The sequence below is a fragment of the Saccharothrix sabaoui genome, from assembly GCF_051756985.1.
Classification (GTDB): domain Bacteria; phylum Actinomycetota; class Actinomycetes; order Mycobacteriales; family Pseudonocardiaceae; genus Actinosynnema.
Genome location: NZ_JBPKJK010000102.1, coordinates 1 through 21,388, shown reverse-complemented (window position 1 = coordinate 21,388; position 21,388 = coordinate 1). Strand labels below are relative to the sequence as shown.

20 protein-coding genes and 1 pseudogene are annotated in these 21,388 nt (G+C 73.9%); 9 read left to right on the top strand and 12 right to left on the bottom strand.

The features are described from left to right. Nucleotides 1-50: 50 nt before the first annotated feature. Complete coding sequence (locus ACR807_RS27140; RefSeq protein ID WP_438924255.1) at nt 51-602, bottom strand: Scr1 family TA system antitoxin-like transcriptional regulator; 552 nt, start codon at nt 600-602, stop codon at nt 51-53. A 111-nt stretch (nt 603-713) separates the two neighbouring features. Here ACR807_RS27140 and ACR807_RS27135 point away from each other — a divergent pair, with 111 nt between their 5' ends. Next, nucleotides 714-1,583 (top strand): helix-turn-helix domain-containing protein, encoded by an 870-nt coding sequence (locus ACR807_RS27135; protein ID WP_438924254.1) that lies wholly within the window; start codon nt 714-716, stop codon nt 1,581-1,583. Further along, nucleotides 1,580-1,783, top strand: coding sequence for a DUF397 domain-containing protein (locus ACR807_RS27130; protein ID WP_438924253.1), 204 nt, complete (start codon nt 1,580-1,582; stop codon nt 1,781-1,783). The genes ACR807_RS27135 and ACR807_RS27130 overlap by 4 nt, the downstream gene beginning before the upstream one ends. 10 nt (nt 1,784-1,793) lie before the next feature. Here the strand turns inward: ACR807_RS27130 and ACR807_RS27125 are convergent, their stop codons facing one another. The 4 genes from ACR807_RS27125 to ACR807_RS27110 form a co-directional block, all read right to left on the bottom strand. Further along, a complete protein-coding gene (locus ACR807_RS27125; RefSeq protein WP_438924252.1) occupies nt 1,794-2,948 on the bottom strand; it encodes an acyl-CoA dehydrogenase family protein in 1,155 nt (384 codons plus the stop codon). 3 nt (nt 2,949-2,951) lie between these two features. Further along, nucleotides 2,952-4,874: an acetyl/propionyl/methylcrotonyl-CoA carboxylase subunit alpha gene (locus tag ACR807_RS27120; protein ID WP_438924251.1), complete on the bottom strand. Its 1,923-nt coding sequence runs from the start codon at nt 4,872-4,874 to the stop codon at nt 2,952-2,954. A gap of 5 nt (nt 4,875-4,879) precedes the next feature. Further along, nucleotides 4,880-6,484 (bottom strand): carboxyl transferase domain-containing protein, encoded by a 1,605-nt coding sequence (locus tag ACR807_RS27115; RefSeq protein WP_438924250.1) that lies wholly within the window; start codon nt 6,482-6,484, stop codon nt 4,880-4,882. A gap of 113 nt (nt 6,485-6,597) precedes the next feature. Then, nucleotides 6,598-7,386, bottom strand: coding sequence for an SGNH/GDSL hydrolase family protein (locus tag ACR807_RS27110; RefSeq protein WP_438924249.1), 789 nt, complete (start codon nt 7,384-7,386; stop codon nt 6,598-6,600). A gap of 194 nt (nt 7,387-7,580) precedes the next feature. On the opposite strand from ACR807_RS27110, the gene ACR807_RS27105 reads away from it, so the two are divergent. Then, nucleotides 7,581-8,156 carry an SACE_7040 family transcriptional regulator gene (locus ACR807_RS27105; RefSeq protein ID WP_438924248.1) on the top strand — a complete coding sequence of 192 codons (576 nt, stop codon included), beginning with the start codon at nt 7,581-7,583 and terminating at the stop codon, nt 8,154-8,156. 119 nt (nt 8,157-8,275) lie between these two features. Continuing rightward, nucleotides 8,276-10,435 carry a hypothetical protein gene (locus tag ACR807_RS27100; RefSeq protein WP_438924247.1) on the top strand — a complete coding sequence of 720 codons (2,160 nt, stop codon included), beginning with the start codon at nt 8,276-8,278 and terminating at the stop codon, nt 10,433-10,435. 9 nt (nt 10,436-10,444) lie between these two features. Here the strand turns inward: ACR807_RS27100 and ACR807_RS27095 are convergent. The 4 genes and pseudogenes from ACR807_RS27095 to ACR807_RS27080 form a co-directional block, all read right to left on the bottom strand. Continuing rightward, nucleotides 10,445-11,257, bottom strand: a pseudogene (locus ACR807_RS27095) (acyltransferase family protein); the annotation flags it as partial. A 62-nt stretch (nt 11,258-11,319) separates the two neighbouring features. After that, on the bottom strand, nt 11,320-12,015 hold the full coding sequence (locus tag ACR807_RS27090) for an alpha/beta hydrolase (protein ID WP_438924246.1): 696 nt from the start codon (nt 12,013-12,015) through the stop codon (nt 11,320-11,322). A 63-nt stretch (nt 12,016-12,078) separates the two neighbouring features. Beyond that, entirely contained in the window at nt 12,079-12,726 is a 648-nt protein-coding gene (locus tag ACR807_RS27085) for a response regulator (RefSeq protein WP_438924245.1), read from the bottom strand. Further along, nucleotides 12,723-13,847, bottom strand: coding sequence for a sensor histidine kinase (locus ACR807_RS27080; RefSeq protein WP_438924244.1), 1,125 nt, complete (start codon nt 13,845-13,847; stop codon nt 12,723-12,725). Before ACR807_RS27080 ends, ACR807_RS27085 begins: the two co-directional genes overlap by 4 nt. Before the next feature lie 160 nt (nt 13,848-14,007). Between ACR807_RS27080 and ACR807_RS27075 the strand changes: the two genes are divergently transcribed. Further along, nucleotides 14,008-14,508: a hypothetical protein gene (locus tag ACR807_RS27075; protein WP_438924243.1), complete on the top strand. Its 501-nt coding sequence runs from the start codon at nt 14,008-14,010 to the stop codon at nt 14,506-14,508. Nucleotides 14,509-14,705: 197 nt separating this feature from the next. Here the strand turns inward: ACR807_RS27075 and metX are convergent, their stop codons facing one another. Then, nucleotides 14,706-15,764 carry a homoserine O-acetyltransferase MetX gene (gene metX / locus ACR807_RS27070; RefSeq protein ID WP_438924242.1) on the bottom strand — a complete coding sequence of 353 codons (1,059 nt, stop codon included), beginning with the start codon at nt 15,762-15,764 and terminating at the stop codon, nt 14,706-14,708. After that, entirely contained in the window at nt 15,761-17,050 is a 1,290-nt protein-coding gene (locus tag ACR807_RS27065) for a bifunctional o-acetylhomoserine/o-acetylserine sulfhydrylase (protein ID WP_438924241.1), read from the bottom strand. The genes metX and ACR807_RS27065 overlap by 4 nt, the downstream gene beginning before the upstream one ends. 223 nt (nt 17,051-17,273) lie before the next feature. Between ACR807_RS27065 and ACR807_RS27060 the strand changes: the two genes are divergently transcribed. Continuing rightward, nucleotides 17,274-18,302, top strand: a complete 1,029-nt coding sequence (locus tag ACR807_RS27060) for a Gfo/Idh/MocA family protein (protein ID WP_438924240.1) — start codon at nt 17,274-17,276, stop codon at nt 18,300-18,302. 20 nt (nt 18,303-18,322) lie between these two features. On the opposite strand, the gene ACR807_RS27055 is transcribed toward ACR807_RS27060, so the two are convergent. After that, nucleotides 18,323-19,624 (bottom strand): MFS transporter, encoded by a 1,302-nt coding sequence (locus tag ACR807_RS27055; protein ID WP_438924239.1) that lies wholly within the window; start codon nt 19,622-19,624, stop codon nt 18,323-18,325. A 206-nt stretch (nt 19,625-19,830) separates the two neighbouring features. Here ACR807_RS27055 and ACR807_RS27050 point away from each other — a divergent pair, with 206 nt between their 5' ends. The 3 genes from ACR807_RS27050 to ACR807_RS27040 form a co-directional block, all read left to right on the top strand. Then, nucleotides 19,831-20,187, top strand: coding sequence for an SSI family serine proteinase inhibitor (locus tag ACR807_RS27050; RefSeq protein WP_438924238.1), 357 nt, complete (start codon nt 19,831-19,833; stop codon nt 20,185-20,187). Nucleotides 20,188-20,373: 186 nt separating this feature from the next. Then, nucleotides 20,374-20,973, top strand: coding sequence for a hypothetical protein (locus tag ACR807_RS27045; RefSeq protein WP_438924237.1), 600 nt, complete (start codon nt 20,374-20,376; stop codon nt 20,971-20,973). Then, a partial coding sequence (locus tag ACR807_RS27040) for a glutathione peroxidase (protein ID WP_438924236.1) occupies nt 20,933-21,388 on the top strand: 456 nt, incomplete at its 3' end. The genes ACR807_RS27045 and ACR807_RS27040, both read left to right, overlap by 41 nt.

Genomic DNA, 21,388 nt, shown 5'->3' with positions numbered 1-21,388 from the left:
CACCGGGCGGTGCTCCCGCGGGCGGACGGGGGCGGCGAGCCCCCCGGGTCCTACGGGCCGACGAGGGCGGCGAGCCGCGCGAACAGCGTCCGGGCCGCGCGGACCTGGTCGGGGTCGTCGGTGAACAGCGCGGCGTGCGGGTGGGCGTAGAACACGACCGCCGCGCCGTCCGCCATCCCGAAGCGGGTCACCGGGTCGCACCCGACGCCGGGGTAGGCGCCCGCGCCGCGCGGGATCACGCGCACCGCCACGTCGTCGCGCCCGACCTCGACGCCCTCCGGCACGTAGGCCGTGCAGCGGGCCGGGTCGAGCCTCGGCAGCACCGGGTTGACGCCGAACGGCGCGAGGGCGTCGACCCGCACCGCGTTGCGGCACAGCACGTTGAGCACCCTCGGCGCGTCGGCGCCCCAGCGGCACCACATGTCGTGCGCGTCGGGCGCGGGCGCGTCGAGGACGCCGTCCTCCAGCAGCGCGACCTGGCGCGGTGACATCCGGGTGCGGGCGGCCAGCTCGGTCGCGCTGAGCCCGGAGGTCTCCCGGACCCGGCGCAGCTCGCGACCGAGCAGCCGGCTGCGCAACGTGGTGGCCACGGGGGGGATCACGCGATCACACTAATCCCGATACGTATCAAGGGGCGATTCCCCGGACGGGTGCCCTGTCGCTACGCTGTGTGCCTACCCGACACTGTCCGCAACCCGAACAGGACCAGGCGCATGGCCGAGGGCTCGACCTCCAGCACGGTGCAGGCGTGGGAGCTCGGGGTGCGGCTGCGCGAGCACCGCGACCGCCTCGGCCTGACCGCCGCGTTCGTCGGCAAGACCACCGGGATGGGCAGCACGAACCTGTCCGCGGTGGAGTCGGGCAAGCGCCGCCTCACCGCGGCCAGGCTCGCCGACCTCGCCGCGGTCTACGAGCTGGACCGCGACGAGCTGACCGGGTTGGACGGGCTGCGCCAGGGCGGCGAGCGGCGCGAGTGGTGGCACGACCACGCCCACCTCTACCCCGACGAGTTCGTCCGCTTCCTGGGCCTGGAGGCGGGCGCGGACCGCATCGCCGAGTACGCGCCGGACATCGTGCCCGGCCTGCTCCAGACCGCCGACTACGCGCGGGCGGTGCTGCGCGCGGCCACCCCGTACATCAGGCCGGTCGACATCGGCCCGCGCCTGGCCACCCGCCTCGCCCGGCAGGCCAGGCTGACCGACGACCACCCGCCGGTGTTCGACGTCGTGCTGGGCGAGGCCGCGCTGCGGCAGCGGATCGGCGGGCCGGGCGTCATGCGCGCGCAGCTCACCCACCTGATCGCGGTCGTCGACGCGCACGACCACGTGCGCGTGCGGGTCGTGCCGTTCAGCACCGGCGCGCACCCGCTGCTGGGCGGCGCGCTGATGATCCTGTCGTTCCGGCCCTCCCGGCTCACCGACGTGGTGTACCACGAGACCGCGATCAGCGGTGTCCTCACCGACAAGCGGCACGTGATACTCGAATCGACCGCGAGCTTCGCCGAGACGTTCGACCGCGCGCTCGGCGAACGGGAGTCCCGCGAGTTCATCGGTCACGTCCACGACGAGATGGAGGAGCCATGACGGCGCGCACTTCCCCGCCCCCGGCGCACGGCTGGTTCAAGAGCAGCTACAGCTCGGCTTCGGGCAGCTGCGTGGAAGTCCGGTTCGACGGCCGCGCGACGCACGTCCGCGACAGCAAGAACAGGCGTCCCGCGATCCGCCTCGACTCCGGGTGGTCGGCCTTCCTCCTCGGCGTGCGCGACGGGGCCTTCGAGGCCTGAGAGGGCGGCGTCAGACCAGGCCCAGCTCCCGGGCGATCAGCATCTTCTGCACCTCGCTGGTCCCCTCGCCGATCTCCAGGATCTTCGCGTCCCGGTAGAAGCGGCCGACCGGGTACTCGTTCATGAACCCGTAGCCGCCGAAGACCTGCGTGGCCTCACGGGCGTTGTCCACGGCCGCCTCGGACGACACGAGCTTGGCGATGGCCGCCTCGCGCTTGAACGGCTCGCCGCGCAGCATCTTCGCCGCCGCCTGGTAGTAGGCCAGCCGCGCGGTGTGCGTGCGGGCCTCCATCTCGGCGATCTTGAACTGGATGGACTGGTACTCGCCGATCTTGCGGCCGAACGCCTCGCGCTCGCCCACGTACCTCAGGCACTCGTCGACGCACCCCTGGGCCAGGCCCACGCCGATCGCGGCGATGGCGACGCGGCCCTCGTCCAGGGTGCGCAGGAACTGGGCGTAGCCGCGCCCGCGCTCGCCGACCAGGTTGGCCAGCGGCACGCGGCAGTCCTGGAAGGACAGCTCGCGGGTGTCCGAGGCGTTCCAGCCGACCTTGGAGTACTTGCGGGACACCGAGAAACCGGGCGTGCCGGCCGGCACCAGGATCGCCGAGATCTCCGGCTTGCCGTCCTCGCGGCGGCCGGTGACCGCGGCGACGGTCACCAGGCCGGTGATGTCGGTGCCCGAGTTGGTGATGAACGCCTTGGTGCCGTTGATCACCCACTCGTCGCCGTCCTGCTTCGCCGTGGTGCGCAGCGCCCCCGCGTCCGACCCGCCGCCGGGCTCGGTGAGGCCGAACGCGCCGAGCACCTCGCCGGAGGTGAGCTTCGGCAGCCACTCGGCCTTCTGCTCGGCGGAGCCGAAGCGGTACAACGGCATCGCGCCCAGCGAGACGCCCGCCTCCAGCGTGATCGCGGTGGACGAGTCGACCCGGGCCAGTTCCTCCAGGGCCAGGCACAGCGCGAAGTAGTCACCGCCCATGCCGCCGTGCTCCTCGGGGAACGGCAGGCCGAACAGGCCCATCCGCCCCATCTTGGCGACGATCCCGTAGGGGAACTCCTCGCGCTCGTAGAACTCGCCGATGACCGGGGCGACCTCGTCCCGGGCGAACTCCTCGACGGTCTTGCGCAGCGCCTCGTAGTCCTCGTCAAGGCGGAAGTCCAGCATCGCTCACTCCTCGTGGGGCACGACGACGGCCAGGGGTTGGTCCAGGGCGACCTGTTGGCCCTCCCGGACGTGCACTTCGGTGAGCACGCCGGCCACGGGTGACGTGACGGTGTGCTCCATCTTCATCGCTTCGACCACGAACAACGCCTGCCCGGCGGCCACCTCGTCGCCCCGCTCGGCGCGCGCGACGAGCACCGTGCCGGGCATGGGGCTGGTGACCGGACCGCCGCGGCCGGCGGCGCCCGACGCGGCGACCTCGGACGGCCGGGTCTCGGTCAGCGCCCACGCGTGCCCGTCCCGCCCGAGCCACAGCACGTCGCCGTCCCGGGCCATCGCGTAGGACCGGCCGCCCACGACGAGCCGGTCGCCGTCGACCCGGACCGCGTACCGGGCCGGCGCGCCGCCCGCGACCGACACCTCGTCGCCGCGCACGCGCACCTCGACGCCGTCGATCAGCCACCGGGTCCAGGCGTGCTCGCCGAGCCGCCAGCCGTCGGCCCGCGCCCACGGGTCGTCGCCGTCGCCGCGCAGGGAGAGCTGCCGCTCCAGGGCGGCGGCGGCCGGCACCTCGTCGGGCCGCTCGACGGCGACCAGCGAGTCGAGCTTGCGCTCCACCAGCCCGGTGTCGAGGTCGCCGGCCCGCACGTCGGGGTCGGTCAGCAGCGCCCGCAGGAACGGCACGTTCGTGGTCACGCCGAGCAGCGTGAACCGGCCCAGCGCGGCGTGCAGCCGGCGCAGCGCCTCGGCCCGCGTGGCGCCGTGCGCGATCACCTTCGCCAGCATCGGGTCGTAGTCGCTGCCCACGGTCAGCCCGACGCGCAGCGCCGAGTCGACCCGCACGTCCGCCGGCTCCTCCAGCAGCAGCACGGTGCCACCGGTGGGCAGGAACCCGCGCGCCGGGTCCTCGGCGTAGACGCGGGCCTCCACGGCGTGCCCGGTCAGCTCCACCGAGGTGAACCCCAGGGGCTCGCCCGCCGCCACCCGGAGCTGCTGCTCGACCAGGTCCACGCCGGTCACCAGCTCGGTCACCGGGTGCTCGACCTGGAGCCGGGTGTTCATCTCCATGAAGTAGTACTCGCCGGACGAGCCGTCGACGATGAACTCGACGGTGCCCGCGCCGACGTACCCGACGGACCGCGCCGCCTCCACCGCCGCGCGCCCCATGGCCTCCCGCACCTCGGGGGTGAGCAGGGGCGACGGGGCCTCCTCGATGATCTTCTGGTGCCGCCGCTGGAGGCTGCACTCGCGCTCGCCGAGGTGCACGACGCCGCCGTGCGCGTCCGCCAGCACCTGGATCTCGACGTGCCGCGGGTTGCCGATGAACCGCTCGACGAGCAGGGTGTCGTCGCCGAACGACCCGCGCGCCTCGCGCCGGGCGGACTCGATCGCGTCCCGCAGCCCCCCGGGGTCGCGGACCAGCCGCATCCCCTTGCCGCCGCCGCCCGCGGAGGGCTTGAGCAGCACCGGGAAGCCGACCTCGCCGGCCGCGCCGACCAGGTCGTCGTCGGTCATGCCGGCCTCGGTGCGGCCGGGCACCACCGGCACGCCGGCCGCCGCGACGGTGAGCTTGGCGCGGATCTTGTCGCCCATGGCCTCGATGGCCTCGGCGGGCGGGCCGATGAACACCAGGCCGGCCTTCTCGCAGGCACGCGCGAACTCGGCGTTCTCGGCCAGGAAGCCGTACCCGGGGTGCACGGCCCGCGCGCCGGTCGACAGCGCGGCCTCGACGACCCTCTCGACCGACAGGTAGCTCTCCCGGGCCGCCGCCGGGCCGAGCCGCACCGCCTCGTCGGCCAGCCGCACGTGCAGGGCGTCGGCGTCCGCGTCGCTGTGGACGGCGACGGACCGGATGCCGAGGGACCTCAGGGCGCGGATCACGCGGACCGCGATCTCGCCGCGGTTGGCCACCAGTACCGACTCGAACATCGCCATCACATCCGGAAGACGCCGTAGGACACCGGCTCGATCGGGGCGTTGGCCGCCGTGGACAGGGCGAGCCCGAGGACGGTGCGCGTGTCGAGCGGGTCGATCACGCCGTCGTCCCACAGGCGGGCGGTGGAGTAGTACGGGTTGCCCTGGTCCTCGTACTGCCGCCGGATCGGGGCCTTGAACGCCTCCTCGTCCTCGGCGGACCACTCGTCGCCGAGCTGGTCCCGCCGCACGGTGGCGAGCACGGACGCGGCCTGCTCGCCGCCCATGACGGAGATGCGGGCGTTCGGCCACATCCACAGGAACCGGGGCGAGTAGGCCCGGCCGCACATCGAGTAGTTGCCCGCGCCGAACGAGCCGCCGATGACGACGGTGAACTTCGGCACCCGCGCGCACGCCACCGCCGTGACCATCTTCGCGCCGTGCTTGGCGATGCCCGCGGCCTCGTACTCGCGGCCGACCATGAACCCGCTGATGTTCTGGAGGAACACCAGCGGGATCGACCGCTGGTCGCACAGCTGGACGAAGTGCGCGCCCTTCAGCGCGGACTCGCCGAACAGCACGCCGTTGTTGGCGACGATGCCGACCGGGTGGCCGTGGACGCGCGCGAACCCGGTGACGAGCGTCGCGCCGTACTCCTTCTTGAACTCCTGGAACCGGCTGCCGTCGACGACCCGGGCGATGACCTCGCGCACGTCGTACGGGGTGCGGCTGTCGGTCGGCACGACGCCGTACAGCTCGCCGGGGTCCACCGCCGGCTCGACGCTCGGTTCGACCCGCCACGGCCGGGGCGCGCGGGGGCCGAGGGTGGAGACGATGGAGCGGACGATGCGCAGGGCGTGCTCGTCGTCCTCCGCGAGGTGGTCGGTGACGCCGGAGGTGCGCGAGTGCAGCTCGCCGCCGCCCAGCTCCTCGGCCGTGACGACCTCGCCGGTCGCGGCCTTCACCAGCGGCGGGCCGCCGAGGAAGATCGTGCCCTGGTCCCGCACGATCACCGCCTCGTCGGACATCGCGGGCACGTACGCGCCGCCCGCGGTGCACGAGCCGAGCACGGCGGCGACCTGCGGGATGCCGCGGGCGGACATGGTGGCCTGGTTGAAGAAGATCCGGCCGAAGTGCTCGCGGTCCGGGAACACCTCGTCCTGCCGGGGCAGGAACGCGCCGCCGGAGTCCACCAGGTAGACGCACGGGAGGTTGTTGTGGAGCGCGACCTCCTGGGCGCGGAGGTGCTTCTTGACCGTCATCGGGTAGTAGGTGCCGCCCTTGACGGTGGCGTCGTTGGCGACCACCACGACCTCGCGGCCGGAGACGCGGCCGACGCCCGTGATGACGCCCGCGGCCGGTGCCTCGTCGCCGTACATGCCGTCGGCGGCCAGCGGGGACAGCTCCAGGAACGGCGAGCCGGGGTCCAGGAGGGTGTCCACGCGGTCGCGGGGCAGCAGCTTGCCGCGGGCCACGTGCCGGGCGCGGGCCTTCTCCGGGCCGCCCGAGGCGGCTCGGCGGAGCTTGTCGCGCAGGTCGTGCACGAGCGCGGTGTGCTCGTCGTGGTAGCGCCGGAAGGCGTCGGCCGACTTGTCGGCCGCGCTGCGCAGCACCGGGGCGTCCATCGGGCTCCTCGCGGTTAGCCATCGTTAACCTGAGGAGATGTTAGCGCCTGTTAACGCCTGCCCACAAGCCGGAGGGGGCCGTCGACGACGACCCCCTCCGACCGGTGGCGCGCTCAGCCGGTGACGGCGTTCAGCTGCGGCAGGTAGCCGAGCCGCTGACCGTTGCGGTTCGGGTGGTACGACTCCTCGACCGGCCACGACAGGCTGTTCAGCCACCAGTCGCCGGAGCAGATCTCGTGCCCGGTGAACGCGCCGCGCACGTCGCGGTAGGCGAAGCCCTTGGCGCCCGCCCGGCCCGAGATGACCGTGTGCAGGGCGTCGGCGGCGGAGTTGATGGCCGCGCGCTTGGCGTCGCTCAGGCCCACGTTGCAGGAACCGGGCACCTTGTAGAGGCGCGGGTAGCCGAACACGACGACCGTGGCCGAGGGCGCCCTGGTGCGGATCTGGGTGTAGACGTTGTCCAGCAGGCCCGGCAGGGTGCCCGAGACGTACGCCTTGGCCTGGTTGACCCGGTTGGTGCAGGTCGAGTCCGTGCCGAAGGTGCAGGTGGTGATCACGTCGGTGAAGCCGGCGTCGTTCCCGCCGACGGAGATGCTGACCAGGGAGGTGCTCGCGGTGACCGAGCCGATCTGGTTGTTCAGCACGTCGCCGGTGCGCGCGCCCGAGCAGGCGACGAACGCGAACGACGCGGGCGCGTGCGAGGCCGCCCACAGCGCCGGGTAGCTGTACTGGCTGCGCTTGCAGCCGCCGGAGTCGGAGTAGTAGGAGCCGGTGCCCGTCCCGGAGGAGTAGGAGTCGCCGAGGGCGACGTAGTTGACGGCGGCGGCTTCGGCCGGCACGACGAGGGCCAGCGACGCGGCTAGCGCCAACGCCGCGCTGGACAGGATGCGGACAAGGCGCATCGGGGGCCTCCCGGAGGGGGAACTGCGCAGGGATGTGATGCAGAGCACTACTAGAGTTACCAGCAGGTAGAGCGGGTCGGACAGCGTAAGTGAAAAGTTAACGGATCATGACCACTCTGAGTAAATAATCTCCGTCCATCGGCTCGGTTAACGACCGTTTACGTGCGCCGGGCGGGCCGCTTAAGATGAGGGGCGTGCCAGTCGAGCCCGTGAAGCAATCCCGCCGCGACCAGATCCTGGCCGCCGCCGCCGAACTGTTCGCCCGGCACGGCTTCCACGGCGTGGGCATCGACGACATCGGCGCCGCCGTCGGCATCTCCGGTCCCGCCCTCTACCGCCACTTCCGCAGCAAGGACGCCATGCTCGGCGAGATGCTGACGCAGATCAGCGAGCGGCTGCTGGAGGGCGGCGTGGCGCGCGTGGAGACCTCGTCCGGCCCGGACGACGCGCTGCGCGCGCTGATCGGCTGGCACGTGGACTTCGCCCTGGACGACCCGGCGCTGATCACCGTGCAGATCCGCAACCTGGCCAACCTGACCGACCCGGACCGCCGCCGGGTGCGCGCGCTCCAGCGCCGGTACGTCGAGGTGTGGGTCGAGACGATCCGCAAGACCTCGCCGGAGGTCGACGAGCCGACCGCGCGGGCCGCCGCGCACGCCCTGTTCGGCCTGATCAACTCGACCCCGCACAGCGCCCACCTGGACCGGGACCAGATGGCGGCGCTGCTGTCGCGGATGGCCCTGGCCTCGTTGGCCGGCGCGGTGTCCTGACCCCGCCGGACCGGCGCCGCGCGGCACCCCGCCGGACCCACCGGGGGGACGGCCCCACCACGCGGTGGGGGGACAGGGGGTTGGCGGGCGCCGATGCCGATCCGTAACCTTGGGCGCCGATGAGCGACGCGGCGGTGCGGACCGACACCACCGGGGGGTGGCCGGGGCTCCGGTTGCTCGCCCGCCTACCGGCCTGGTTCCGGTTCGTCCTGGTCGCGCTGGCCGTGTTCACGTGCGGCGTGATCGCGTCCCGCCCCGTCGGGGCGACCGACGGGTCCCCGCTGACCGGGGACGTCGCCACCGCCGCGCGCGCGGTCGAGGCGATGGCCGACCCCGGGGCGGCCAACCCGCTGCTCGCGTTCCCCGAGGACTTCGACCGCGTCGTCAACCGCGACCCGCGCACCGCCACCGGCCCGGACGGCACGACGCGCGCCGTCGACCCGAACGGCGGCTGCTCCGGCCCCGCCGGCGACACCGAGTGGGACTTCGGCACCGGGTGCCGCGCCCACGACCTCGGCTACGACCTGCTGCGGTACGCCGAGCAGAAGGGCCGCCCCCTCGGCCCGGACGCCCGCAGGTCGCTCGACACCCGGCTCGCGCTCGACATGCACGCCCAGTGCGACGTGAACCCGCGCGGCAGCGGGGGGCGGTGCCACGCCACCGCGCGGCTGTACGCGGCGGGCCTGGAGTTCAACTCGTGGCGGCAGCGGTGGGGGCCGCCCGGCCACGAACCGGTGCTCGCCTGGGGCTTCGGCAGCGCCGTCGTGGTGTTCCTGCTGGTCGCACGCCTGCCGCGGCGCCGCGAGACGGCACCGCACCCGCCCGCGCCGCCGACCGCCGACCGGTACGCGACGTTCCTGCGGCTGGCCGCGCTCGGCCTCGTGGTGATGGGCCAGTCGACGCTCACCGTCCTGCACTGGGCGGGCGTCAGCGCGAACTGGCTGTGGCTGCTCACCTGGCTCCTCCAGGCGATCCCGGTCTTCTACTTCGCGGGCGGGCAGGCGAACCTGCTCAGCTGGTGGGCCGTGCAGGCCGACCACGGCGGGTACGGGCGGTACCTGGCCGCGCGGATCTCGTGGCTGCTGCGGCCGGTGCTGGCGTTCGTGCTGGCCTGGCTCGTCCTGCCGCTGCCGCTGGAGCTGCTGGACGTGGACAAGTCGCGGGTGGGGATGTTCGGGCGGCTGATCGCCCACCCGCTGTGGTTCCTCGGCCTCTACCTGGTGGCGGTGGCCGCGACGCCCGTCATGGCCTGGCTGCACCGCAACGCCCGGCTGGTCACACCGGTCGCGCTGGTCGCCGTGATGATCGCGGTCGACGCCTGCCGCGTCGGGTTCGGGTGGCGCACCGGCGGCCACCTGAACCTGGTGCTCGGCGCGCTGCTGCTCCAGCAGGTCGGGTTCCACTACGCCGACGGCAGCCTGCTGCGGGTGCCGCGCCGGGTGCTCGCCGCCCTCGCCCTGGCCGCCGCGCCCGCGTTACTGGTGCTGATCACGGTGGGCGGCTACCCGCGCACCATGATGGCGCTGCCCGGCGAGCGGACCTCGAACCTCAGCCCGCCGACGGTGTGCCTGCTGGTGCTGGGCCTGGCGCAGATCTGCCTCGTCCTGCTGCTGCGCGACCGCGTCACCGCCTGGCTGGAGGGGCACCGGCAGTGGCGGGTCGTGGACTTCGCCCGCGCCGCCCCGATGACGGTCTACCTCGGCTACCTGACCGCGCTGGCCGCCCTCGTCGGCACCCTCGGCCTGCTCGACGCGCCCGGCGGCGCGTTCGGCGCGTTCGGCTGGGTCGCCGCCCGGCCCCGCTGGCTGGCCGTGCTGGTGCTGCTGCTCCTGCCCCTGGTGCTGCTGTTCCACCGCTTCGAGCGCGGCGGCCTGCCCGGACCGTGCGGCGGCCGGGAGACCCACCGCACCCGGCTGGCCGCCACCCTCGGCGTCGGCTACGGCGTGCTGGGCGTCCTCGGGTTCGTGGTGACCGGGTTCGCGGGCACCGCGGGCACGCTCGTCGTGCTCAAGGTCGACCCGCTCCAGAACCTCATCCACCTGCTGCTCGGCTGGTACCTCCTGCACGCCGCCCACACCGGGACCTGCCACGGCCGGCGGCCCTGGCTGCTCACCGCGCTGGCCTGCGTCCCGCCGCTGCTCGTCCTGGAGCCGACCGCCCCCGTCGTCGCCCTGCACGGCGCGACGATCGCGGCGGCGCTGCTGGCCGCCATACCGAAGCAGGACCAGCAGCACGCAGCCGAACACCGGCAGCCACGTCAGGCGCTCCAGCACCCATAACGCGTCCGACGGCGGCGTGTGCAGGCCGCGCAGCGGGCCGAACGCCGAACCGACGAGCGTGACCGCGAGCAGCGCGCTCTGGTGCAGCAGGAAGACCGGCAGCGCCGCCGCGTTGAGCCGGGCCGCGCGGAACGACGGCCGCACCAGCAGGACCAGCCCCACCTGCGCCAGCGCGAGCGCCAGGGCGGCGGCCGTCGGCGGCGACAGGTTCGACTCGGCCGCGCCGGGCACGCCCACCGCCGACACCGGGTAGCCGGCGCGCAGCAGCACGGCGAACGCCGCCGCGCCGAACCCGAGCAGCGCCGCACCCCACGAGCGGCGCCACCCGTGCCGGGCCACCAGCAGGCCCACCTGCCACGGCGCCCACCACACGGCCACCACGTTCGCCCAGCCCGGACCGCCCCACCAGGCGTCCACCGCGACCAGCGCCACCGGCAGCGCGACGCCCCACCAGCCGAGCCGCGCGAGCAGCGGCGTCGCCGCCAGCAGCAGCAGGTACACGCCCAGGAACCACAGCGGCGTGACGACGGCGTACCCGGCGTTCCACAGGGTCTGCTGGGGCAGGCCGCGCACCGACAGCCCGAACAGGACGACCGCCCACGCGGCGAGCAGCCCGGCGACCGGCGGCAGCAGCCGGCGCACCCGCGACCACCACGGCGTGGTCGAGCGGGCCGCGCCGAACCCGCCGGTGAAGAAGAACAGGCCGAGCACCTGGAGCACCCAGCTCGCCGGGGCCAGCTCCGGCACCCACCGCAGCGGGCTGTCGAACACCAGCCCGTCGTCGGTCAGCACCAGCGCGGTGACGAGCCAGTGGCCCAGCACCACGCCCCCGATCGCCAGCGCGCGCGTCGCGTCGACCGCCGCGTCCCTGCCCCGCGGCCCCGTCACGGCGCCTCCCCCACCGCGAGCCGCGCGAGGGCGCGCAGCGACGGCGAGCCGGGCGTGAAGTACCCGTCGTGCGCCGCGTCCCCCGCGTCGAACACCCGGGCCCCGAAGTCGGGGTCCAGCGGGTCCGCGCCGTGCCCGAGGTCGCCGACCCGCACCGCCGGCACCCACCTCGTCCAGTCCCGCGCGCCGCGCGCCGCCCACACCCGTCCGCCCAGTTCGGCGGCCGAGTCGGCGCGCACGCCCGGCGAGCCGAGCAGCACCACGTCGGCCACCCGCGCCCGGGCGAGCCCGCACACCACCGAGCCGTAGCTGTGGCACACCAGCCGCACCCGCCTCGGCGACCCCCGCCCCTGCAACTCCCGCACGTACGCGTCCAGCGCGGTCGCCCCGGCACGGGCCAACCGGCCGGAGGCCGCGTCCACACCGAGTCCCGAGGGCGTCCGGTAGCCGAGCCAGGCGACGACCGCGAGGTCGTCCCGCCCCGCCGCGGTGAACAGCGCGCGGGCCATCCGGCCCACCGTCGCCGCGAACCGGCGTTCGTCCACATCGGACCCCGGCACGAGCACCACCACGTGCGCGGCCCGGGCCGGGTCGCCGAGCACCTCGACGTGCGGGGTGGCCGGCGGCGGGTCTCCCCCGCCGGGCGTCACCAGCACCAGCAGCGCCGCGAACAGCGCGATCCCCTTGGTCACACCGGGAAAGCTAGGGAGGTGACGCGCCCCGGGGCGTCACCCCGGGGTACCCGCCGGCCGGTGCTACCCCGGTACGACGAGGCCCGACTCGTAGGCCGCGATCACGGCCTGCGCCCGGTCCTGCAGGGCCAGCTTCATCAGCACCCGGCTCACGTGCGTCTTCACCGTCTGCTCGGCCAGCACGAGGTGGGCCGCGATCTCGGTGTTCGACAGGCCCTGCGCGACGAGCCGCAGCACCTCCGCCTCCCGGTCGGTCAGCGCGTCCAGCGCGGCGGGCCGCACCGAGCGCACCGGCCGCGCCTTGACGAAGTCCTCGATGAGCCGCTTGGTCACCGACGGCGCCAGCAGCGCCTCCCCGCGCGCCACGACGCGCACCGCGTTCAGCAGCTCGCTCGCCGGGGCGTGCTTGAGCAGGAACCCGCTGGCCCCGGCGCGCAACGCCTCGTAGACGTAGTCGTCCAGGTCGAACGTGGTCAGCACGAGCACCTTGACCGGGTCGTCGGCGAGCAGCCGGGTGGCTGCGAGGCCGTCCACGCCCGGCATCCGCACGTCCATGAGCACGACGTCCGGCTCCAGCCGCCGCACCTCGGCCACGCCCGCCGCGCCGTCGCCCGCCGACCCCACGACGGTGATGTCCGGCTGCGCGTCGAGCAGCGCCGAGAAGCCCTCCCGCACCATCTCCTGGTCGTCCACCACCAGCACCCGGATCACCGCCGCACCACCGGAATCGCCGCCCGCACCTCGAACCCGCCGTCCTCCGTCGGCACGGCGGTCAACGAACCGCCGTGCACCGCCACCCGTTCCCGCATCCCGCGCAGGCCGTGCCCGCCGCCACCGCCGCGCGACGGCCCGCCCGCCGTGTTGCGCACGGCCACCCGCAGCTCCCCGTCCACCAGTTCGACCAGCACCGACGCGTCCGACCCCGGCGCGTGCCGCCCGGCGTTGGTCAGCGCCTCCTGCACCACCCGGTACGCGGTCAGCCCCACCGCGCCCGGCACCTCGACGTCGGCCACCTCGGCGTCGGCGTGCAGCGACCGGATGTCCGCCAGGCCCGGCTGGGGGTTGCGGTCGGCGCTCTGCCCGGAGGCCCGCAGCACGCCCAGCAGCTGCTGCATGTCGGTGATCGCGGACCGCGCGGCACCGCCCAGCTCGGCGAACTCGCGCCGCGCGCCCTCGGGCAGGTCGGGCAGCCGGTAGGGGGCCGTCTCGCAGCGCACCACCACCATCGACATGTGGTGCGCGACCACGTCGTGCATCTCGCGCGCGATGCGGGCCCGTTCCTCCAGCGCGGCCTTGGCGTCCCGCTCGTCGTGGAACCGCTGCTCGGCCCGGCCGCGCGCGCCGAACGCGTACCCGAGGAGCAGCAGGACCAGCAGCGTGCCGATCGTGGTCGGGAAGTGGTCGAGGTCGCCCAGCGCGCCGGCCAGGAACACCGCGCCGGACGTGAGCAGGCCCACCACCACGACCACCCGGCCGCTGTGGATCATGCCGATGGCCAGCACCACCGGGATGTACCAGCACCAGCCGGCGGGGCCGAGGATGGCGGGTTCGGACTCCAGCAGGAGCCTGCTCGCGACCACGCCGGCGGTGGCCAGCCGCCAGGCCGCCAGGGTCGAGCGCAGCAGGAGCGCGAAGGTGCCGCCGACGAGCACGAACAGCAGCGGCCACCAGCCGTCCGGGCTGTTGTTCGAGGCGTACTCCACGCTCTGCACGATCGCCACGACCAGGCCGTAGAGCAGCACCGAAGCCCACGCGAACCGCCGGTACCGGAAGTCCTCGAAGACCCGCGTGCGGTCGCGGAGCAGCACGACCTGGAGGAAGGTGCGGATCACGCGGCCGATGCTAGGCGGGTCCCGGCCGGGGCACATGCGACCCGGGGGTGTCATACCCGAGTAGCACCCGGACCGGCAAGCCGTTGCCTAGGACTCACGCCACCGGGTAGGCAGTACGGCAGAGCGCGAAAACTCCTACTCCGTGTTGGAAGATGGCTGAATGCACCCGCAGCAGGACCCGGATCGCTGGTCACGGCTCCGCGCCGTGGCCGGTGAGGCCCTGACCGCCGCCAAGGTCGGGGAGGACGCTGTCGCGGTCGACCTCGTGACCGGATACCTCAGCGGCTCCCCCGAGGGGAACGAGGAGATCAGAGAGCTGGTGCTGCTGCTGTTCTCCGAGTGCAGCGACATGGTCGCCGCCCTCGGCTCGGGCGGCGCGACGCCGGTGAAGATGCAGGTCTTCGACGAGGACGGCCAGGAGGTGCCGATCGACGACGCGGACCCGCCCGTCCGCACGGCGATCCGCACGCTGCTCGCCGAGGTGCACGGCGACCAGGCCGCCGCCGCCGAGCAGATCGAGATCGCGCTGGCCAACGGGCAGCCGCAGGAGCTGGCGACGGTCGTGCTCCAGGCGCTGCGCTGGACGGTGAAGCTCGCCCTGGAGTGCGAGGTGCGCAACCTCCCCGTGGCCCCCTGGATAGCCACCGCCCTCGACGAATAACCCGCCCACCACACGAACGAGTGACCACCCCCGAGAGTCCAACCCCCAGGCCCCGAGAGTCCAACGCTCAGGCCCGGTGAGTTCTACGTTCGGGGCTCACACCGTTAGGCGCGAATGCAGAACTCAGGGGTCCTGAGCGTTGGACTCTCGCGTCTTGAGCGTTGGACTCTCGGGGTCTGAGCGTTGGACTCTCGCGGTTAGGGGAGGAGGTCGGCCACTAGTTTGGCCACCTGGTCGACCTCGATCAGGAACGCGTCGTGGCCGTACGGGGAGGTGACCACGCGGAGGTCGCCGGCACCCGGGACGGCGGCGGCGATCTCGGCCTGCCGGGCCAGCGGGTACAGGCGGTCGGAGTCGATGCCCGCCACGACGGTGCGCGCGGTGACCCGGGACAGCGCCTCGCGCACCCCACCGCGGTCGCGGCCCACGTCGTGGCCGTTCATCGCCTGGGTCAGCACGACGTAGCTCTCCGGGTCGAACCGGCGGACGAGCTTGGCCGCGTGGTGGTCCAGGTACGACTCCACCGCGTACCGCCCGTCGGCCTGCACCTCGCGGCCGAACCGCGCGTCCAGCTCGGCCGCGCTGCGGTAGCTCGCGTGCGCGATGCGCCGCGCCACGCCCAGCCCGCCCACCGGGTCCAGCCGGATGGCGTGCAGCTGGGCCGAGGCGAGCGCGACGTTGTCCGCCGACGACGACGCCGGCGCGGCCAGCACCAGCAGGTTCCGCACCCGCTCGGGCACGGTCACCGCCCACTCCAGCGCCCGCATCCCGCCCATGGACCCGCCGAGCACCGCCGCCCACGCGCCCACCCCCAGGTGGTCGGCCAGCAGCACCTCGGCGGCGACCTGGTCGCGCACCGTCACGCGCGGGAACCTCGCGCCCCACGGCAGGCCGTCCGGCGCGGTGGCCCACGGCCCGGTGGTGCCCTGGCACCCGCCCAGCACGTTCGGCGCGACCACGAACCAGTCGGCCGGGTCCAGCACACGACCGGGGCCGATCAACCCGTCCCACCAGCCCGGCGTGGGGTGCCCCGGCTCCACGCCGCCCGCCGCGTGGCTGTCCCCGGTCAGGGCGTGCAGCACGAGCACCGCGTTCGACCGGTCGGCGTTCGGCTCGCCCCACGTCTCGTAGGCGATCGACAACGACGGCAACGACGGCAACGCGCCGCGGAACCACCTCCGCCGCCCGTTCGGGTCCCCCTCCCGCCACCCGCCGGCGGCGGGAGGGGTCTCCCCGGTGGTGGACCCGAAGCTCACAGCACCGACTTGGCGGCGCGGAAGCCGGCCTCCAGGTCGGCCTTGAGGTCCTCCACGCCCTCGATGCCGACCGACAGCCGGACCAGTCCGGGCGTGACGCCCGTGACGACCTGCTCGTCGGGCGTGAGCTGGCTGTGCGTGGTGCTGGCCGGGTGGACGATCAGGCTGCGCACGTCGCCGATGTTCGCGAGCTGGCTGAACAGCTCGACGCCGTCCACGAACGCCCGCCCCGCCTCGACGCCGCCGTGCAGCTCGAACGACACGATGCCGCCCGCGCCGTTCGGCAGGTACTTCTGCGCGAGCCCGTGCCACGGGCTCGACTCCAGCCCCGCGTAGTGCACCTTCTCCACCTCGTCGCGCGCCTCCAGCCACCGGGCCAGCTCCAGCGCGTTGGCCGAGTGCCGCTCCAGGCGCAGCGACAGCGTCTCGATGCCCTGGATGACGAGGAAGCTGGTCAGCGGCGCGATGGCCGCGCCCGTGTCGCGCAGCCCCTGCACGCGCAGCTTCGCGGCGAACGCCCCGTGCCCGAGGGCGGGCCAGTACTGGAGGCCGTGGTAGCTCGGGTCGGGCTCGGTGAAGTCCGGGAACTTCTCCGCGTCGGAGAACTCGAACTTCCCGCCGTCCACGACGACGCCCGCGATGGCGGTGCCGTGGCCGCCCAGGTACTTGGTGGCCGAGTGGATCACGATGTCGGCGCCGTGCTCCAGCGGCCGGAGCAGGTACGGCGTGGGCACGGTGTTGTCCACGACCAGCGGCACGCCGTTCTCGTGCGCGACGGCGGCCACCGCCTCGATGTCCAGCACGTTGCTGCGCGGGTTGGCCAGCGACTCGGCGAAGAACAGCTTCGTGTTCGGCCGCACGGCCGCCCGCCACGCGTCGAGGTCGTCGGGGTCGTCCACGAAGGACACCTCGATGCCGAGCTTGGGCAGCGTGTAGTGGAACAGGTTGTAGGTGCCGCCGTAGAGGGACGCGCTGGACACGAAGTGGTCGCCCGCGCGGGCGAGGTTGAGGATGGTCGCGGTCTCCGCCGCCTGGCCGGAGGCGAACGCCACCGCCGCCACGCCGCCCTCCAGCGCCGCGACCCGCTGCTCCAGCACGTCCTGCGTCGGGTTGTTGATGCGGGTGTAGATGTTGCCCGGCTCGGCGAGGCTGAACAGGGCCGCGCCGTGCGCCGAGTCGCGGAACACGAACGAGGTGGTCTGGTAGATCGGGGTGGCCCGCGCGCCCGTCGCGGGGTCGGGTGCGGCGCCGGAGTGGACCTGTCGGGTGTCGAAGGACCAGGACATGCGGTGTGCTCCTGTCAGGCGGGGGTTGCGCGGGCACGCCGAGGAGACCGGGCGTGCCGGTGGGGGTGGGGTCGTTCAGCCGCGACGACAGGCCGCGCCGACGACGCGCACGTGGTCCACGTGCCGAGGTGCCACCAGCAGAGGACCCATGCGGCTGAACGTAGCAACGTGCCACGGGTCGCGACAGGGCGTCCACGTCGTGGGAAGCCTAGGGTTCGGCACCATGCGCACCGCACTGATCGGGTACGGGCTCGGCGGAGCCGCGTTCCACGCACCCTTCCTGTCCTCCTCGCCGGACCTGGAGCTGACCGCCGTGGTCACCGGCAACGCCGACCGCGCGGCCGAGGTCGCGGCCCGCTACCCCGGCACCGAGGTCATCGCCTCGGTGGACGACGTGTGGGCGCGCTCGGACGATTTCGACCTGGTCGTGGTGACCACCCCGAACCGCTTCCACGCCGGGCACGCGCGCGCCGCGCTGGAGCACGGGCTGAACGCGGTGGTGGACAAGCCGTTCGCCGGGTCGGCGGACGAGGCGAGGGCGCTGGCCGACCTGGCGTCGTCGCGCGGCCTGCTGCTGGCCCCGTTCCACAACCGGCGGTGGGACGGCGACTTCCGCACCGTCGCGCGGCTCGTCGGCGACGGCGAGCTGGGCGACGTGCACCGGTTCGAGTCGCGGTTCGAGCGGTGGCGGCCCGAGCCGAAGGACGGCTGGAAGGAGTCCGGCGACCCGGCCGACCTGGGCAGCATCGTCTACGACCTGGGCACGCACCTGGTGGACCAGGCGGTGGCGCTGTTCGGCCGGCCGACCGGCGTGTACGCGGAGGTGCGGACGCTGCGGCGCGGCGTCAAGGCGCACGACGACGCGTTCCTGGCGCTGACCCACCCGTCCGGCGCCGTGTCGCACCTGTGGGCGTCGGCGCTGGTGGGGGCGCTCGGCCCGCGGTTCCGGGTGCTGGGCGACCGGGCGGCGTACGTCAAGCACGGGATGGACCCGCAGGAGGAGGCGCTCAAGGCGGGCGAGGTGCCCGGCGGCCCTGGCTGGGGCGCGGAGCCCGAGGAGCGGTGGGGCGTGCTGGCCGCGGGCGGCGACCCGCGGCGCGTGCCGACCGAGCCCGGCGCGTACCAGGAGTTCTACGCGGCCGTGGCGGCCGGGCGGGCGCCCGTGCCGGTCGAGGACGCGATCACCGGCCTGGAGGTCGTGGAGGCGGCGTTCGGGTCGGCGCGAACGGGTGACGTGGTCGCGCTGCGCTGACCCTTGATCGGCGGCGTCGGTCAGCGCGGCGCGGGTTCGCCCGCGCCGCGCCGGGGCGTCTCGCCGACCGCCAGCAGGCACAGGCCGCTGACCAGCGCGCCGGCGATCAGGTAGAGCGAGATCGGCCACGAGTCGTGCGTCGGCGTGGCGCCCAGCAGCCACGTCGCCACGAGCGGGGACAGCCCGCCGCCGAGCACCGCGCCGAGCTGGTAGCTCAACGACACGCCGCTGTAGCGGACCCGCGTGCCGAACAGCTCCGCGTAGTAGGCGGGCATCGGCCCGAACAGCGCGGCCGACCCGGTGAACGCCAGCACCATCGCGAGCACCACCAACCCGGGCGAGCGCGTCTCCAGCAGCCAGAACAGCGGGAACGCGAACAGCCCCAGGAACGCCGCGCCGCCCAGCATCACCGGCAGCCGGCCGACCCGGTCCGACAGCCGCGCGAACACCAGGATGGCGACGGCCTGGGTGAACGCGCCGATCAGCCCGGCGTTGAGCAGCGTCGCGCGGCTCATGCCGAGTTCCTTCGTCCCGTACGACACGGCGAACGTGGCGACGATGAAGATGAACGCGGTGAAGCCGAGGTTCACGCCCGCGCCCAGCAGCACGGTCCGCCACGACCGGCGCAGCAGGTCGGCGACCGGCAGCCGCACCGCGCCGCGCGCCTCCCGGGCGGCGCGGAACTCCGGGCTCTCCCCCACCGACAGCCGCACGTACAGGCCCACCCCGACCAGCACCAGGCTGAGCAGGAACGGCACCCGCCAGCCCCACTCCGGGAACGCGTCGCCGGACACCGCGGTGGACGCGGCCATCGCGCCGTTGGCCAGCAGCAGGCCCAGGGGCGAGCCGAGGAACGTCCAGCTGCCGTACCACCCGGTGCGGCCCGGCGGTGCGTGCTCGACGGCCATCAGCGTCGCGCCGCCCTGCTCGCCGCCGAGGAAGAAGCCCTGCACCAGGCGCAGCAGCACGAGCAGCAGCGGCGCGGCGATCCCGATGGACGAGTAGGTCGGCAGCAGGCCGATCAGCGCGGTGCACACGCCGGTCGCGGTGAGCGTGAGGACGAGCATCGACCGCCGGCCGACCCGGTCGCCGAAGTGCCCGATGACGACCCCGCCGAGCGGGCGGGCGAGGAAGCCCGCGCCGAACGTGGCGAACGCGAGCAGCGTGCCGATCCGCGGGTCGAAGGACGGGAAGAACAGCTTGTCGAAGACGAGCGCGGACGCCGTGCCGTAGAGCAGGAAGTCGTACAGCTCCACCGCGTTGCCGGCCGAACTGGCCAGCGCCACCCTGCGCACCCCTGATGTCGCCACCCCGGTAGCCATCCACCCACCCTGGCCCGGCACGCCCACGGCGGAGCTTGACAGTGAGCTACCTCACAAACACGATCCGTGAGGGTGCTTCCGCTCGCGTGCCGAGGCCGACGACTCCCCGCCCAGCGCGCCGACGTGATCGCGGGAACCGCTCAATACACCACACGATCCGGTGAGATCACTGGAACGAGTGGTGTCGTGCCCATCATCGTGAGGGCATGGCACCCCTCCCCTTCATCGCGGCGATGGCCGCACTGGCTCCGTTCGTCCACGCACCGGAGTCCAGCTTCGTGCTCAACGTGCAGCGGGGTGAATCGCTCCGGATCGTCAACCTGACGTGCGAACCCTCCGGCGGCCTGCACCCCAGGGCGGACCGGGCGTGCGACGCGCTGTCCCTCGTGGACGGTCAGGTCGCGCAGCTCTCCCCGGGCGGCGACGCGATCTGCACCCTGGAGTACAACCCCGTCCGGGTGAAGGCGACCGGCACGTGGCGCGGCGAGGAGCGCTGGTTCGAGGCGGAGTTCCCGAACCCGTGCGTCATGCACGCCGAGACCGGCCCCGTGTTCGACTTCTGAGCCCGGCGCACCCGTGGAGGGGCCCACGACACCGCCGCCGAAGTCGTGGGCCCCTCCACCGATGACGCTAGGGAGTGCACCGGCGAACGGTCAACAAAGTTCACAGTGGTGAAACAGGGCCGGATCAGCCCTGCTCGTGGCCGGTTCCCACCCCGTCCCCCTTGACGGCCTGGGACACTCGACGGCATGGCAGACCTGTCGGGGGTCAGGGTCGCCGCCCTCCCCCTCCTGTGCTCCGGCGTCGTGTCGCTAGCACCGGGGTGGACCGGGCACTGGCCGGTGGCGTTGGCCCTGACCGTCCTGGCCGCCACCTGGCGGCCGGGCGCGGTGGGCGCCGGCGTCTCCGCCGTCCTGGCCGCCACCGCCCTCACCGCCGCCGTGCTGCCCACCGAACTCCCGACCCTGCTCGCCCCGGCGCCGGCCGTCGTGCTCGGGCTCGTCCTGCTGGCCGCCGCCGCGGTCCTGTGGCGACGCCTCGACCTGGGCGTCGCCGCCCTGGCCCCCGCCGTGGCGGGCACGACCGCGCTCGCCCAGGCGCTCCCCGCCACCGCCCCGCTGGTCCTGGTCTCGGTGGTGCTGCTCGGCCTGGCGGCGGCGTCGGGCGACAACCTCCTGGCCTCGGCGGCGACGGCCTACGCGGTCGCCACGTGCCTGACCGGTGCCCTGCTCCTGCCGGCGGCCGTGCCCGCGGTGGTGGCGTTCGCGGGCGCGGCGGGCGCGGTGCGGCGGCACGTAGCCTCTCGGCATGAGCATCCACGACATCCCCGTGCGCACCCTCTCGGGTGAGGGGTCCAGCCTGGGCGAGCACGCGGGCAAGGCGCTGCTGGTGGTCAACGTGGCGTCGAAGTGCGGCCTGACGCCGCAGTACAAGGGCCTGGAGCGGCTCCAGGAGCGGTACGCGGACCGCGGCTTCTCGGTCGTCGGCTTCCCGTGCAACCAGTTCATGGGCCAGGAGCCGGGCACCGCGGAGGAGATCGCCACCTTCTGCTCGACGACCTACGGCGTCACCTTCCCGCTGTACGAGAAGATCGACGTCAACGGCCCCTCGCGGCACCCGGTGTACGCCGAGCTGACCCCCACCGAGGACGCCGACGGCAAGGCCGGGGACGTGCAGTGGAACTTCGAGAAGTTCCTGCTGTCCCCGACGGGCGAAGTGGTCGCCCGCTTCCGCCCGGCCACCGACCCCGAGGCCGACGAGGTC